The organism is Paenarthrobacter sp. NPDC089714 (assembly GCF_044748905.1).
Classification (GTDB): Bacteria; Actinomycetota; Actinomycetes; order Actinomycetales; family Micrococcaceae; genus Arthrobacter.
This window is the reverse complement of record NZ_JBIVGX010000028.1, coordinates 1-14,072: the sequence shown is the minus strand read 5'-3', so window position 1 is coordinate 14,072 and position 14,072 is coordinate 1. Positions and strand designations below refer to the sequence as shown.

The window sequence follows — 14,072 nt, the reverse complement described above, 5'->3', positions numbered from 1 at the left end:
GCGACAACGGATCCAACGGATGCGAAACACCCACCAAAACCTCAGTATCAGCATTCAAAGTCACAACTAACTCCTTTGTTTCCTGGGAAGGGACGTGGATCCCTCTTGTAAACGGAACGGACCGTAGATGGCAGACCTGTCCCCTGGGCTGGTCTGACTGAAGTTCGATGCAGCGGGCCGGCGGAGCTCCTCGAGGAGCCTCACGGGGTGTGATGCCAGTCACTCGCATTCCGTCTGTGTGAAAAAACTACGCCACTCAAAAGGTTTATGCGAGGCCTTTTTTGAATATTTAGGTGAGAAATTCGCCAGCACTTTTTCCCACCCCAGTTAACATGTTGGAAACATACGGAAACGCCTTCACATCTGTAAGGGAAGGGGTCTGGAATGCTAATGTTTTGCTTCTCGGCTCGATGGCGTCCGCCCCTTATCAGCACCGTAGGCATGCCTGTCCGAGGGAAAGTTGGTACTCAATGTCTGCCCGCAGTGATCGCTTCATCACGCGACAATCACCAGTGGAGGGCTTGCGCCGTCGAAAACTTTCCTTCCTGCCTGTCTTCGCGCAGGCCGTCGCCGGCGTAGCGCCCGCGGGCGCCATGTCGGTGATCCCGGCCCTGGTTTTCCCAGGGCTCGTGTTCGGAACTGGCGGGCCCAACCTGGTGGTGACGTTTGGCGCGGCCATGGCAGTCATGGTCCTGGTCTCGTTCTGCCTCCGGCCCATGGCAAAACGCATGGCAGCAGTCAGCGGCCTGTACAGCTACACCGCCAAGGGATTGGGTCAACGCACGGCCATCACTGCCGGCTGGTCAGCCCTGTTCGGTTACGGACTCGTGGCCATGGCCGGCTTGTTGGTGGTTGGCATCTACACAGCCAAGCTCTTCAGCAACCTGGGCGTGGCGGCGGCGGATTCCACCCTCTTCCCAGTGCTGGCCATCGTGGTGGCCGCTGCAGCTGCGTGCTACCTCATGGTCCGGGGCATCCGGATCTCGGCATGGTTCACAGTGCTGATGGAGGCCATCTCCATCGGGGTCCTGGCCGTGCTGATGATCGTGTACTTTGCCTTGAATGAGTCCGGCACCGACTTCAGCAGCGCGTTTGCGTGGAGCGGAAACTTTGACGCCCTCCCGCTCGGCATCGTGGTGGCGGTCAGCGCGTTCGTGGGCTTCGAAAGCCCCACCACACTGGGCGGCGAGGCTCACAAGCCGTTCGTCAGCGTCCCCCGTGCCATCACCTGGACCCCCATGCTGATGGGCGTCCTGTGCCTGATTTCGGTGTCGGCGCAGGATGTCGCGCTCAAGGACGCACCCCTGAGCATTGCCGGGAGCACCACTCCCCTGTCCGACCTTTTCTCCCAAACATCACCCATCTTCGCCGCCGTCCTGGACCTTGGCATCGCAGCCTCGTTCTTCGCCTGCGCGATCGCTTCAATGAACGCCTTCGCCCGGATCCTGTTTTGCATGGGCAGGGAAGGCGTCGCCCCTCGGATCTTCGGCCGGACCCATGCCGCTTTCCGAACCCCCTCGACGGCGATCATGGTCACCATGCCGATTGTCGCCGTCGTGCCCGTAGCGATGATCGCTCTGGGCGCCAGCCCCGAAAGGGGCCTGGCAATCCTTTTCACCCTTGGCGCGTACGGATACCTGGGGTCCTACACACTGGCCAGCGCGTCACTTCCCTTTTTCCTCCGCAGGATCGGCGAAAGCACCGTCTCAAGTTGGGTGCTGGGCGCAGTGACGTCGCTGGCGTTGGGGGCGGTGATCTGGACGGCCACGGCGATTTCCATCGGCGCGGGGAACTTCCAGGCATTCGTCTACGCCGGCGTTCTCCTGGCCAGCGTCCTCTACGCCACCTTCCTGCACTTCCGATTACCTGACCGCCTGGCATCCGTCGGAATCTACGACGAGACCCGGGACCTGGACCTCTTTAATGGCAGGCCAACTCGATGAGCATGAATTACAGACCGTCACATACCAAGCCGAGTTCAACGCTGAACTCGCTCAAAGTGCTGGAAACCGTTGCGCGCTTTGGCACGGGCACCACAGCCAAGGAGATCACCGACTCGCTGCAGATGCCCCAGGCAACGGCGTACCGGGTGCTGAACTCGCTGGTTGCGGACGAATACCTGGCACGGACCTCGGACCTGCGGGGCTTTGCGCTGGGGCACGCGATCTCGGGCCTGATCACGGCGGCCACCCCGCCCACGGTCCCCACGGCGGCCCGCAATGCCATCCAGGAATTCCGGAGCAAGAATCGCTTTGCCGTGCATCTCATAATGTTCAGGAATTCATCCCTGAGAATTGCGGACGAAGATCCGGATTATCCATTGCATTCAGTTTTCGAAATGCTGCGCTATCCGCACACCTCTGCCGCCGGAAAACTCATGCTCGCCGAACTGGGAGATTCTGCGGCACCATTTCCCAAGGGGCCGCTGATGCGGCTCACTCCCCAAACCATCACGGATGCCGCACTCCTTGAAAAACAACTTGAAGAAATAAGGGCCAGGAACGAGGCCACGGAAATCAACGAGCTCGAGGAAGGCTCGGCCAGCCTGGCCTTTCCTGTGCGGCTGGCTGACGAGCCTGCCGGCGCTGCCCTTTGCCTGACCAGTCCCGCTGAGCGATTCACCGCAACGTGCGAACACGAAGACGAAGCACGGGACCTGACCGCGCGGTTGGCTCCCCTCTTGTTCTGACCAGGAGACTTTAAGTACGACGGCGCCATCACCTTGGGAGGTGATGGCGCCTTTGCGTTGCTGGAACTTCGTGTTCGAGGTTGCGCTCTTGGTCAGGCGCGCCGGCTCAGCCCCGCTGGGTCAGAGTGCCGCGAGGGCGTCGTCGACGCTGCTGAGCGCGGAAACAAGAGCATCAACATCCACGTTCCGATGGTGGACACACTCCCGGTTCATTCCGGTCAGGTCGAAGGTTCGGACCGTGTCTCCGAAAACGTCGTCGGGGTCGAGCCGGCGGAGTTCTTCGGCGAGGCAGTCCTTGAGGCTGCGCCGGGCCAGGGTGATCCGTTGTGGCGGCTGGCCGGGCTGGGTCAGCTCGGCGACGGTGTGACCCGGCCGGGAGAGCCGGATGACACCCGCGGTGGTGTTGAGCCGGACTCCCCGGATGCCCGTACCGGGTGGATCGGCCACGATGGTGACCGGCGCCAGGAGTGATCGTCCCAGCCACGTGGCGAGCAGCATGGTGCTGGGCGAATCGGATGCGCCCTCCACCGTGATGCCCGTGACAGCAGCGCCGTCGGCCTGTTCCAACGCGGCGGCGAGTTGGATGCGCCAGTTGGTGAGGCGGGTCCAGGCGAGGTCGGTGTCTCCGGCTTTGTAGGTTTTGCGGATGGTGTCGAGGGCTTGGGCGGGGTCGGGTTCGTTGGCGGAGTCGGTGATGCGGCGGTGGGCGATGGCTCCGATGGAGGTTTCGCAGGCCGACGCGGGGGCGCCGTGGGGCCACCAGGCCACGATCGGTGCGTCGGGGAGGAGGAGCCCGGCGACGAGGGATTCGCTTTCGTGGGCCATTTGGCCGTAGCCGCGCAGCACGATCACTTCGGACGCGCCGGCGTCACCGCCGACGCGGATTTGCGCGTCGAGCCGGTCCGGGGCTTCGGCTCCCGCGTCGGCCAGGACGATGATCCGGCAGGGGTGTTCCCGGCTGGCTTCGTTCGCGGCTTCGATCGCTTCTTCTTCTTGCCCGGATTTGGTCACGACGACCAGGGTCAGGACCCGGCCCAGGGCGATCACGCCGCCTTGCTCGCGCAGGGAGGTGATTTTCTTGGAAATTTTCGAGGTGGTGGTGTCCGGCAGATCGACAATCATGGCCTTCTCCAGGTTCGTCCGTCACGGGCCAGGAGCTCATCGGCCGAAGCCGGCCCCCAACTGCCCGGTGCGTAGGGTTGCGGTTGTTCATCCAGGGACGCCCAGTAGTCCTCGAACGGGTCAAGGATCTTCCAGGACAGTTCCACTTCCTGGTGGCGGGGGAACAGCGGCGGCTCGCCCAGGAGCACGTCCAGGATCAACCGCTCGTAGGCTTCCGGGGAAGATTCGGTGAAGGAGTGACCGTAGCCGAAGTCCATGGTCACGTCCCGGACTTCCATCTGCGTGCCCGGGACCTTGGACCCGAACCGGATCGTGGCGCCCTCATCAGGCTGGACCCTGATCACTACCGCGTTCTGCCCGAAATCGTCCTCGCCGTGGTCACGGAAGAGCAGGTTCGGGGCGCGTTTGAACACCACCGCGATCTCCGTGACCCGCCGACCCAGGCGTTTGCCGGCGCGGAGGTAGAACGGCACCCCGGCCCACCGGCGGGTGTTGATGTCCACCCGGATCGCCGCGAACGTCTCGGTCTTCGAATCGGCGGGGATGCCGTCTTCCTCCAGGTACCCCTGGACTTGTTCCCCGCCCTGCCAGCCACCGGTGAACTGCCCCCGCGCCGAATGCGTGGACAAATCCTCGGGGAGTTTGACCGCGGCGAGGACCTTTTCCTTCTCCGCCCGCAAATCATCGGCGTTGAACGAGATCGGCTCTTCCATCGCCGTCAACGCGAGCAACTGCAGCAGGTGGTTCTGGATCACGTCCCGGGCCGCACCCACACCGTCGTAATACCCCGCCCGGCCACCGGTACCGATATCCTCGGCCATCGTGATCTGCACATGGTCCACGTAATTGGCGTTCCACAACGGCTCGAACAACTGGTTCGCGAACCGCAACGCCAGGATGTTCTGGACCGTTTCCTTGCCCAAATAATGGTCAATCCGGAACACCGCATCCGGCGGGAACACCGACTCCACAATGTCATTCAACGCACGGGCCGAGTCCAGGTCATGCCCGAATGGCTTCTCGATCACCACCCGACGCCACTGCCCGGTCTTGGCCTGCGCCAACCCATGCTTGGACAACTGCCGGCAGACCTGCTCAAACGCCTTCGGCGGGATCGAGAGATAGAAGCCATGATTGCCGCGGGTGCCGCGGGTTTCATCCAACTCCTCCAACACGTCCCCGAGCCGCTCGAACGCGTCATCATCATCGAACTCGCCCTGAACAAAACGGATCCCCGACGCGAGCTGCTCCCACACCGCTTCATCAAACTTCGTCCGCGCGTGCGCCTTCACGTTCTCTTTCACCTCAGCGGCGAAATCGGCGTTGTCCCACTCACGCCGGCCGAAACCCACCAACGCGAAACTCGGCGGCAACAACCCACGATTAGCCAAGTCATACACCGCAGGCATCAACTTCTTCCGGGCAAGATCACCAGTGACCCCAAAGAACACCAACGACGACGGCCCAGCAATACGACTCAAACGACGATCCCGCGGATCCCGCAACGGATTCCGCAAACCAGCAGTCCTTGACCGCGAACTGGGCGTAGCCGGTGAATCTGTGCTTACCGGCGAATCAACGAACGTAATAGACATTGTTGCCTTCTAACTTTCGACGGCGGTTCCCACCGTCGGACCGACGGTCACGCGAGGATAAGCTCGCGGGTCTCCCCGAAGGGGACGGAGTCGCTCAGGGCGAGGGTATAGCGGCCAGGCTGGTGGCGCGTCACCAGGATTCCAGCGAATCTCTGGGGCTTCTGGCGGAGTACGGCTTCGGCGTTGTCGAGCATTTCGTCGTGACGCCAGGGATCTGTAACCAGGACTTCTACGTGTTCATCGGCCAGACAAAGCATGATGACCAGTTCCTTTCAGGGATGAGGGTCCCCCAAAGCCAACCCCTCATCCTTGGGTTTGCTGTGTGGATCGAAAAAGGTGGCGTCCCGCGGACTGCAATATGCGGGACGCCACCTCTCGATCTGATGGTTAGGAGATAGCAGCGCGGAGAGCCTTGGCAGCCAGGGCCGGGTCCTCTGCACCGTAGATTGCGCCACCGGCAACGGCTACGTCAGCGCCGGCCTTCTGGACATCCGGGATGGTGGCAACCTTGACGCCACCGGCAACGGAGAACGGAACGCGGGCTTCAGCACCGGCGCGCAGCAGGCCGTTCAGGTCGAAGCCAGGCTTGGCCTGCTCGTCCAGGCCGGCGTGCATTTCAACGAACTTTGCACCCAGGGCGCGGACTTCCTTGGCACGGGTGACCTTGTCCTCGATGCCGATGAGGTCAACAACGACGCCCTTGTTGTGGGCCTTTGCAGCCTTGACAGCACCGGCGATGGTGGAGTCGTCAGCAGCACCCAGGACAGTCACCAGGTCAGCGCCGGCCTTGAAGGCGATGTCGGCTTCGAGTTCGCCGGCATCCATGGTCTTGAGGTCGGCGAAGACGATCTTGTCCGGGTGGGCGTTCTTGACGGCGGTGATGACCGGAAGGCCCTCAGCCTTGATCAGCGGGGTACCGAGTTCGATGATGTCAACGTATTCGGCAACCTGGCCGGCCAGTTCCAGGGCAGCTTCGGTGGTCAGGAGGTCGATGGCAACTTGGAGCTTCATGATGTTATTTCCTTTGTGATTGATGTATTGCGATGGATGGGAAAATCTTGGGTGTTCTTACTCGAGGTTTGCGTGACGCAGCCACAGCTCTTCGGCCGGCTGTGCGTCGTTGTCCCAGAGCGACTGGAAGATGGCTTCCGTGGCCACGAATAGGGCCTGCTCGAACAGCGAACCTGAGTACTGGCGGGTCACCGAGGAGCCGTGGTCGGTCTTCTGGGCGGCCGGGATGATCACCAGCGCGTCGGCCAGGCCGGCGAGCGGGGAGTCCGGGTTGGTGGTGAACGCTGCGATGCGTGCACCTGCCTTGGCGGCGGTTTCGGCGGACTTGACCACACCTGAGGTGGTGCCGGATCCGGAAGCCACCAGCAACAGGTCGCCGGAAGCGATGGCCGGAGTGGTGGTGTCACCCGCAATGTGGACCGTGAGGCCCAAGTGCATCAGTCGCATGCCGGCCATACGGAGGACCAGGCCACTGCGGCCTGCTCCTGCCACGAAGATCCGGCCCGGGTGGGCGAGGTGGCTGGCCAAGCGAGCCATCTGCTGCTCGTCGATCTTGGCGACAACGCCCTGCATTTCGTCCCTGACGAGGGACACATTGCGGACAATGTCGGAGGCGGTTGTATACGTAGCAGTCGTCGTTGCGCTTGCTGTCGGATTCACGATTCTGTCCCTTCGATTCGGTCCTCGGCCTGTCTCGGCCATCGGAGTGCTTTTCGGTTGACAACTATGTTTCCGAATCAAAAGGGGTGGGGTAACACTGTTTTCTGACGGTTCTTCCTACACTTAAGGATTGGTGGGGTAGCCAGTTGCCTTGTGCGGGGAGGCGTGGATCCGTCCAACAAAAAAGTCCTGGCTGAATCAAAACTTTCAAGTAACCCTCCTCTGTAGTATTGGAGCCAACTCGTAACCGATCCCCGGAGCGCAGACCCTTGGCATCGCCTTCTTCCTTCCAATCGCAGATCTACCGGTCCCTGCCGGAGATCGAGCGTGCCGATGCGATTGTCGACAGAATCTCCACCGCCATTTCCCTTGGCTTGCTCAAAGTGGGCGAACGCCTGCCCGCTGAAGCGGCCCTGTCCGAGATGTTTGGAGTGGGTGGGGCCACGCTCCGCGAAGCGCTGAATGAACTGCGCGAACGCGGAATCGTTGAAACCCGCAGGGGACGCAGCGGCGGATCCTTCGTGGTCAGGCAGCCGGAGACCCAATCCGAGGCCATGCGCGCCTGGTTCCTCTCCACTTCGATCTCGGAAATCCGCGATATCGGTGATGAGCACGCAGCCATTGCTGCGGCAACCATCCGCTTGGCCTGCGAACGCGCCGAGGCCCATGACTTCGAACGCTTGCAGGAGCTGGCACGGGCGCTGGTCCTGGCCCACTCCCCCGAAGTCCGCGCGTCTGCCGACAGCCGGTTCCACGTGGAACTTGCGGTGGCAGCCCAGTCACCACGGCTTGCCAATGCCGAGATCCGGCTGCAGCAGGAGACGGTCCAGCAGCTGTGGACTCCCCTGGCCGTAGCATTTGACCCGGAAACAGCCACCGCTGAACACTTGGAGCTCGTCAGGGCGGTTGCCCAGGACCAGCCCGAGAAGGCCCAGGCGTTGGTGCTGGAACACATCAGGCGGAACATCTTCCACTTGATCGATACAAAGCTCACCCTCGGATATGCCCAATCAACCCAGGATGCATAAATGAAGCTAGTCGACGAAGTAGTACACGCCGCCAATGCCCTCACCTCGTGGACCAGCAGCGTTTCCTCCAGCGTCGGGGAACTTGCCAGCCACGTCGGCTCACTGGTGGAAGGAAACCTGGGCGACCGGCCCAAGGTGGACCGCCCGGCGCTGAAGGGATTGGAGAAGCTCTCGCAGGATTTCCTGGCGAAGAACTCCTTCGCCGTTGGCGCGGGAACGTTCTTCGCTGCCGAGTCGGTGGAGCACGGTGACCATCTCCTTGAGTGGTGGACCAGGGGCGCCTCGGGCTCAGTGAAAAAGCTCGACGCTGACCTGACGCCAGGCAGCAACCGCTATTACGACTACGAGAAACTGCCTTTCTTCTCCACGGCGGCGGCCACGGGGGAACAAACCCTCTGGGGTCCGTATATCGACTACCTCGGCTTCGAGGAATACATCATGACGTTCACGGCGCCATGGTCCATCCATGGCCACTTTGCCGGCGTGGTCGGCTGCGATATCCGCATCAAGGACCTTGAGCCCATCATCATGCCGGACCTCCGCAGCATCCATGGAGACGCAGCCCTCATCAATGCCAGCAACCGCGTCATCCTGGGCAATTCCGGAGCGTACCTCGTGGGCGACCGGATCAAAGCCGGACCGGTGGAACCGCACCGCGTGGACCTCGATGTTCCGCACTTGGGCCTTGCCCTGATCTACAGCCCCTGACCACTGCCGCGAACAGCCCCTGACTCCCTGGACCACCGGGAGGCAGGGGCTGTTTGGCATGCCAGGGACCGGAGGCAGCGGGACGGCGGCCACAAATTCCGATGCACAAAAGTCCCGAAAATAAAAGCTGTTGAACTGAGGTTTTTAAGCTGTAGTCTCTGGAGTGATTTACTTCACAGGAAGCTAGGCGTCGAGGCCAAACCCCGCCCCGGGACATGACGCGGATGACCCAACACCCGTACGCAGCAGCCGGCTTCCCATGCTTGGCGCAGGCATTTTTTTGATGCGCATCTGAATGTTTTAGCAATGACTTGCCGGAAGGATCGTGGCCATGGCCGCACCTCATCAGGCGATGGGCCCCACCAAGGGACGTGAACGGCAGGTCCATGAAGCACGACTTAGTTCAGTCAAGGGAGATTGTTATGAGCGAAAAGCGATTAGAGGCCAGTGACGGCCTGGAGCGGTCCATCGATTGGAAACAGGGGCTGGCCATCGCGCTGGGAGTTCCTCTTCTGATCCTGCCCTCGCTGGGCTACCTGCCGATGTACCTGGCCGCCGGTGCGATCCTGATCTGGGGACTGTCCGTGATCCAGGGCTTCTTCCAGAACGCGGCCTACGCGGAAATGGCCACCACGTTCCCCAAAGCCTCGGGCCTTCCCGGCTTTGCCCAGCACGTCTTCCGCACCGAGAACTACCAAGGGAAGTACGACAAGAGCAAGCTGATTGGCGGGTTCAGCGCGTGGGCCTACTGGTTCGCCTGGACCCCCGTGCTGGCCATCTTCTCCATCCTGGTGGGCAGCTACCTGCACGGACTGTTCCCGGCGCTGGGCGAGATGTTTACCGAGAACCAAATGGCCCTCATGACCGGACTGGTGATCTTCGGAGGCCTCTTTGTGGTCAACTGGTTCGGACTCAAGGACGGCGCCAAACTGGGGTATGTACTGGCCGCCTTTTCGCTGATCCCCCTGGTGGTCCTGACCGTGGCGCCCTTCGCCACCGGCCACGTCGACATGCGAAACATCACCGGGAACCTGGTGCCGGCCGACTGGGCGTGGGACATGCACCATATCCTGATCCTCCTGGGCATCTTCGCCATTGCCCAGTGGAGTGCTTGCGCCTGGGAGACAGCCGCGATCTATGGGCCGGAGTACAAAAACCCCGCCAAGGATGTCTCCAAGGCGCTCTTTGCCTGCGGCGTGATCTGCTTCTTCTCGTTTGTCCTGGTGCAGGCCGCCGTGATCGGCGTGCTCGGGGTGGACGGAGTACTGGACCAACCCGTGTCCCCGCTGATTCCCGTGGCCCACGCGGTGTTCGGCGAAGTGGGCTCCATGGTCACGATCTTCATGCTGATCGCAGCCATGGTTTTGATTATCCAGACCGCCTACCTGGGATCTTCCCGGGCCATGCACTCCATGGCCATTGAGGGCAACCTCCCACGCTCCCTGGGCAAGACCAACCGTAACGGCACACCTTTTGTTGCCATGCTGGTGATCGGCGCCTTCAACCTCGTACTCATCTTCATGGGCAACCCCGCCGCGATTGTTGCTGCGTCTGCCATCGGCTACACCTGCGCCAATGGCATCAGCCTGTTCGCGTACGTCCGGGCAAGGAAGCACCCTGCCTTCGCCGGCTTGGACCGGCCCTTCAAGGCCCCCAAGGGCTGGAAGAACGTAGCCATGGTGTTTGGCCTGTTCAACCTTCCCCTCTGCCTGATCGGCGTCGTCTACCTGAACAGCCTCGAAATCGGCTGGGCCCCCACCTGGGTGGGCTTCATTGTGCTGGCCCTCTACGTTCCCATCTGGTTCTATTCGCAGCGCCAGGCCGCGCGCCACAAACCAGAGCCAGGTGCCGCCGTCGTACCTGACGCACGCCCCGGTGCGAACCTTGAGGACGCCGCGCGCCCGTAGCCGCCCCCGAATCACCTCGGAAGGCGGGTTGGTGGACAGCTGCTGCTGCCCACCAACCCGCTTTTCTGCTGCCTTGTGCAGCTCCAGGAAGCAAGTCAAGCACCGGCCGGAACGTCAATCTACAAACTCGTCATGAAATTTTCTAAAAAAGTCTGGACTAGAAGTATTAGTCCGAGTAGGTTTGTTTGTGGGGCCGGAGAGTGACCCGCATCACACAATCTACGTAGACCGAATGTCTTCCTGGGCTTTGATCTATCAAGGGATTCGGGTCAACTCTTCCCACCATTCAGGGCATTCAGCCCAGTTCACCTCTTGGCCATAAAGGCACCAAAGTGAATGTTTTCTGACCACTTCCCACCACTGTCCACTCAAAGGAGAGACCCATGGAAACACTGCTTGGAACACTCAGCAAGGCCGGAGCAATCCACAAGGTGGAGGACGGATACCTCAACATCCCGTCCATGGACCTTCCCGGAAGCGAAGCCTTCATCGGTGACGCCCTCCACAACCCGGAAGGCACGGTCATGAGCGCCGGCTTCTTCGAGCTCAAGGCGTCCGAACCGTTCGAGTACACCTACACCTACGACGAGATGAAGGTAGTCATCCAGGGTGAATTCATCCTTACCGACGTCTCGACCGGCGAAGTGACCCACGCCAAGGAACGCGACGTCCTGTTCTTCCCGAAGGGCACCACCGTCAAGTTCGACACCCCCACCTACGGCCTCGGCTTCTTCGCCGGCGACCGCTCCTTCGCACCGTAAGGACCCACCATGAGTTCCGTGTCCATGCCACACACAGCGGGCAACGGCTTGGAACCTGGTTTTCGCGGTGTCATCTGCGCGTCGTTCGGCGCAGCAGGTGACACCGCGGATAAGCAAAGCGACAGCCAGCCCAAGCTAAACCTGCACTTCGAAGCCGCAACCCCGGAGGCCCTCTCCGAACTGCGGTCCGCACTGGGAAGCTCCAGCGTCGGCGTCCGTCTCCTGCTTTCAGGCCCGACGGCGGACATCCGCGCAGCAGCGGCCGTCGCCGCCGAGTGCGGACTTCAGCAGGAGGAAATGACCCTCCTCAGCGCTGAATCCGCACCTCGGGTGATCTACTGCCCGCATTGCCACTCAACTACCGCAACCACCGAACCCGCTGGAGCGGAAGTTCCCTGCCAGGGCTGCAGCACGGACCTGGTCACCACTGACCACTTTTCCCGCCGAATGGGCGCGTACCTCGGATACGCAGCCCGTGTCGAGGAGGCATCATGACTGTCACGGCACTGCCCATCAGCCCCCACCCAGCGGTTGACGGCGGCCTTCAGCTGGAAGTGACCAACATCAGTCCCCAGACCGACTCGATTGTGAGCATCACGCTCGCGGACCCGTCGTTCCGGAAACTGCCGTCCTACGTTCCGGGCAGCCACCTCGTGGTCCAGTACGGGGAAGGCGTCAATGCCTACTCCCTGACCGGGTCCGGCAACGCGCCCTCCGAGTACGCCATTTCGGTGCTCCGCGTCGAAGACGGCGCCGGCGGATCCCAGGCCATGCACCGGCTCTCCGTTGGCGACCGCGTCTTCGTTTCGCGGCCCCGGAGCGCTTTCGCCCCGGCGTCAACCGCCACCCACCACCTTCTCGTCGCAGCGGGAATCGGAATCACCCCGGTCCTCTCGCACGCACGGGCCGCCGCCGACCGCGGCACCACCTCGTCCCTCATCTACGTTTACCGCCCCGGATCCGGAGCGCACGTGGACGAAGCCCGGGAACTCCTCGGTTCAGCCCTCACTGAATGCAGCAACCGCGACAGTTTCCAGGACGTCCTCACCGACCAGCTCACCAAGCAGGGCGTGGGAACCCACCTCTACGTGTGCGGCCCCAATGCGTTCATGGACTCCGTCCTGGACCAGGCCCGCCAAGCCGGATGGGCTGAAGCACGGCTGCATTCGGAGGCGTTCGGCGCAGCTGAACTGGACGATGGCGAACCCTTCACGGTGAACCTGGCCCGCAGCGGCCTCAAGCTTGACGTTCCGGCCGGCGTCTCCCTCCTGGAGACCCTGGAAAAAGCCGGAAAGACCATCCCCAACATGTGCCGCAAGGGTATCTGCGGCGAGTGTGTCCTGCCTGTCCTCAAAGGAACCCCGCAACACCGGGATATGTACCTCACTGATCAGGAAAAGGCCCAGAACACCACAATGATGTGCTGTGTTTCCCGCAGCGAAGACCCCGAATTGGAGTTGGACCTTTGAGCATCACGATCGACACACCAACTGACACCGCTTCCCTCCCGGACCGCATCCGGCGCTTCCCCTTCCCTTTCCGGGACGAGATCTACCGCTACAGCGCCAACGTGGAGCCGGCCAACAAGAACATCGAAACGGATGCAGGTTCCTGGGGCAAAGGACTCATCGACATCGACGAGTTCTACCTCGAAGAACTCGCCGACCGCGAACGGATCCTGACCGCCGATCCATCCCGCTCCCAGGTCCTTCCCCACATGAAGCCTGCCGCTTGGGACACCGTGGCCACCCTGCTGCCGGCCATGGCCGAGGAAAACCCGGAGATCATGTCCTTCGAACGTGAAGGAAACCACTGCCGCTGGCACAACGGCCTGCAGAACCTGGACATCGAATTCACCATTGGCGACGACGATTCTGTTCCCGGTGGACCACTGCGCTTCCTCGGAACACAGATCCAGGACGACATCGTCCTCCTGGACATCCGCGACGGCACCATGTGGCTGGACGCCGGCGTCGTCAGCTTCGCCGCTGACTGGTCCTTCGGGTTCGACGTCGGAATGAGCTTCCTGGAGATCCACGGACCCGTGCCAAGGGTCAAGGAAGAGAACATCATCCAGCGCGCCGAGCAATTCCTCATGCGCCTCCAGCCCGGTGAGCAGTTCCGCCGGACCAACTGGACCATGACCATCGGCCGCCGCCTGGACACTTCCACGGAGACCTACCAGGAATGGGGCCCGGACCGCGGCACCATCGCCACCGACCCGGACATGCCGGACAAACTGCACCTCCGCGTCGAGGTCCAGCACTTGGTCCGGCTCCCCCACACCGGAACCCTGCTGTTCCTGATCCGCAGCTACCTCTTGCCGCTGCGGGACATCGCCCAGGTCCCCACCTGGCGCGAGAAATTCGGCAACATCCTCGCCGAACTGCCGGAAGACATGGCTGAGTACAAAGGCATCACCCGGTACCGCAACGCTGCCTCCGAATGGCTGCTCGCGGGCTAAGAACGTCCAAACATCTACACATCAAAAACATAAAACAAAGGAGTTAGTTGTGACTTTGAATGCTGATACTGAGGTTTTGGTGGGTGTTTCGCATCCGTTGGATCCGTTGTCGCGGGTGGAGATCGCG

15 protein-coding genes are annotated in these 14,072 nt (G+C 61.9%); 10 read left to right on the top strand and 5 right to left on the bottom strand.

Features of this window, described 5'->3' with window-relative positions; translation table 11 throughout:
* Positions 1-470: 470 nt before the first annotated feature.
* Both ACIPY3_RS22805 and ACIPY3_RS22800 read left to right on the top strand, forming a co-directional pair.
* Entirely contained in the window at positions 471-1,943 is a 1,473-nt protein-coding gene (locus ACIPY3_RS22805) for an APC family permease (RefSeq protein ID WP_397326629.1), read from the top strand.
* Entirely contained in the window at positions 1,940-2,689 is a 750-nt protein-coding gene (locus ACIPY3_RS22800; RefSeq protein WP_397326628.1) for an IclR family transcriptional regulator, read from the top strand. Before ACIPY3_RS22805 ends, ACIPY3_RS22800 begins: the two co-directional genes overlap by 4 nt.
* A gap of 120 nt (positions 2,690-2,809) precedes the next feature.
* On the opposite strand, the gene ACIPY3_RS22795 is transcribed toward ACIPY3_RS22800, so the two are convergent.
* A complete protein-coding gene (locus tag ACIPY3_RS22795) occupies positions 2,810-3,811 on the bottom strand; it encodes a glucose-6-phosphate dehydrogenase assembly protein OpcA (protein ID WP_400337760.1) in 1,002 nt (333 codons plus the stop codon).
* Positions 3,808-5,316, bottom strand: coding sequence for a glucose-6-phosphate dehydrogenase (gene zwf / locus ACIPY3_RS22790; RefSeq protein ID WP_397326630.1), 1,509 nt, complete (start codon positions 5,314-5,316; stop codon positions 3,808-3,810). The genes ACIPY3_RS22795 and zwf overlap by 4 nt, the downstream gene beginning before the upstream one ends.
* On the opposite strand from zwf, the gene ACIPY3_RS22785 reads away from it, so the two are divergent.
* Positions 5,246-5,419 (top strand): hypothetical protein, encoded by a 174-nt coding sequence (locus ACIPY3_RS22785; protein WP_400273193.1) that lies wholly within the window; start codon positions 5,246-5,248, stop codon positions 5,417-5,419. The genes zwf and ACIPY3_RS22785 overlap by 71 nt on opposite strands.
* A 34-nt stretch (positions 5,420-5,453) precedes the next feature.
* Here the strand turns inward: ACIPY3_RS22785 and ACIPY3_RS22780 are convergent, their stop codons facing one another.
* The 3 genes from ACIPY3_RS22780 to hxlB all read right to left on the bottom strand — a co-directional run bounded on the left by ACIPY3_RS22780 (position 5,454) and on the right by hxlB (position 7,077).
* Positions 5,454-5,663 (bottom strand): hypothetical protein, encoded by a 210-nt coding sequence (locus tag ACIPY3_RS22780; RefSeq protein WP_397326626.1) that lies wholly within the window; start codon positions 5,661-5,663, stop codon positions 5,454-5,456.
* Between the two features lie 130 nt (positions 5,664-5,793).
* Complete coding sequence (gene hxlA, locus ACIPY3_RS22775; protein ID WP_397326625.1) at positions 5,794-6,417, bottom strand: 3-hexulose-6-phosphate synthase; 624 nt, start codon at positions 6,415-6,417, stop codon at positions 5,794-5,796.
* A 57-nt stretch (positions 6,418-6,474) separates the two neighbouring features.
* Positions 6,475-7,077 (bottom strand): 6-phospho-3-hexuloisomerase, encoded by a 603-nt coding sequence (gene hxlB / locus ACIPY3_RS22770; protein WP_397326624.1) that lies wholly within the window; start codon positions 7,075-7,077, stop codon positions 6,475-6,477.
* 269 nt (positions 7,078-7,346) lie between these two features.
* Here hxlB and ACIPY3_RS22765 point away from each other — a divergent pair, with 269 nt between their 5' ends.
* The 7 genes from ACIPY3_RS22765 to ACIPY3_RS22735 all read left to right on the top strand — a co-directional run bounded on the left by ACIPY3_RS22765 (position 7,347) and on the right by ACIPY3_RS22735 (position 13,945).
* A complete protein-coding gene (locus ACIPY3_RS22765; protein WP_397326623.1) occupies positions 7,347-8,105 on the top strand; it encodes a FadR/GntR family transcriptional regulator in 759 nt (252 codons plus the stop codon).
* Positions 8,106-8,813, top strand: a complete 708-nt coding sequence (locus tag ACIPY3_RS22760; RefSeq protein WP_397326622.1) for a cache domain-containing protein — start codon at positions 8,106-8,108, stop codon at positions 8,811-8,813.
* Positions 8,814-9,235: 422 nt separating this feature from the next.
* Positions 9,236-10,720 (top strand): APC family permease, encoded by a 1,485-nt coding sequence (locus ACIPY3_RS22755; RefSeq protein WP_400337757.1) that lies wholly within the window; start codon positions 9,236-9,238, stop codon positions 10,718-10,720.
* A gap of 383 nt (positions 10,721-11,103) precedes the next feature.
* Complete coding sequence (locus ACIPY3_RS22750) at positions 11,104-11,481, top strand: cupin domain-containing protein (RefSeq protein ID WP_397326618.1); 378 nt, start codon at positions 11,104-11,106, stop codon at positions 11,479-11,481.
* Positions 11,482-11,490: 9 nt separating this feature from the next.
* Positions 11,491-11,976 carry a dimethylamine monooxygenase subunit DmmA family protein gene (locus ACIPY3_RS22745; RefSeq protein WP_400337754.1) on the top strand — a complete coding sequence of 162 codons (486 nt, stop codon included), beginning with the start codon at positions 11,491-11,493 and terminating at the stop codon, positions 11,974-11,976.
* Positions 11,973-12,950, top strand: a complete 978-nt coding sequence (locus ACIPY3_RS22740) for a PDR/VanB family oxidoreductase (RefSeq protein WP_400337751.1) — start codon at positions 11,973-11,975, stop codon at positions 12,948-12,950. Before ACIPY3_RS22745 ends, ACIPY3_RS22740 begins: the two co-directional genes overlap by 4 nt.
* Positions 12,947-13,945 (top strand): heme-dependent oxidative N-demethylase family protein, encoded by a 999-nt coding sequence (locus ACIPY3_RS22735; protein WP_400337749.1) that lies wholly within the window; start codon positions 12,947-12,949, stop codon positions 13,943-13,945. The genes ACIPY3_RS22740 and ACIPY3_RS22735 overlap by 4 nt, the downstream gene beginning before the upstream one ends.
* Positions 13,946-14,072 lie beyond the last annotated feature (127 nt).

Bases quoted from the DNA above. Each gene is read 5' to 3' on its own strand.
- ACIPY3_RS22805 (WP_397326629.1), top strand. From the start codon at position 471: ATGTCTGCCCGCAGTGATCGCTTCATCACGCGACAATCACCAGTGGAG.
- ACIPY3_RS22800 (WP_397326628.1), top strand. From the start codon at position 1,940: ATGAGCATGAATTACAGACCGTCACATACCAAGCCGAGTTCAACGCTG.
- ACIPY3_RS22795 (WP_400337760.1), bottom strand. From the start codon at position 3,811: ATGATTGTCGATCTGCCGGACACCACCACCTCGAAAATTTCCAAGAAA.
- ACIPY3_RS22780 (WP_397326626.1), bottom strand. From the start codon at position 5,663: ATGCTTTGTCTGGCCGATGAACACGTAGAAGTCCTGGTTACAGATCCC.
- hxlA (WP_397326625.1), bottom strand. From the start codon at position 6,417: ATGAAGCTCCAAGTTGCCATCGACCTCCTGACCACCGAAGCTGCCCTG.
- ACIPY3_RS22760 (WP_397326622.1), top strand. From the start codon at position 8,106: ATGAAGCTAGTCGACGAAGTAGTACACGCCGCCAATGCCCTCACCTCG.
- ACIPY3_RS22755 (WP_400337757.1), top strand. From the start codon at position 9,236: ATGAGCGAAAAGCGATTAGAGGCCAGTGACGGCCTGGAGCGGTCCATC.
- ACIPY3_RS22750 (WP_397326618.1), top strand. From the start codon at position 11,104: ATGGAAACACTGCTTGGAACACTCAGCAAGGCCGGAGCAATCCACAAG.
- ACIPY3_RS22745 (WP_400337754.1), top strand. From the start codon at position 11,491: ATGAGTTCCGTGTCCATGCCACACACAGCGGGCAACGGCTTGGAACCT.
- ACIPY3_RS22740 (WP_400337751.1), top strand. From the start codon at position 11,973: ATGACTGTCACGGCACTGCCCATCAGCCCCCACCCAGCGGTTGACGGC.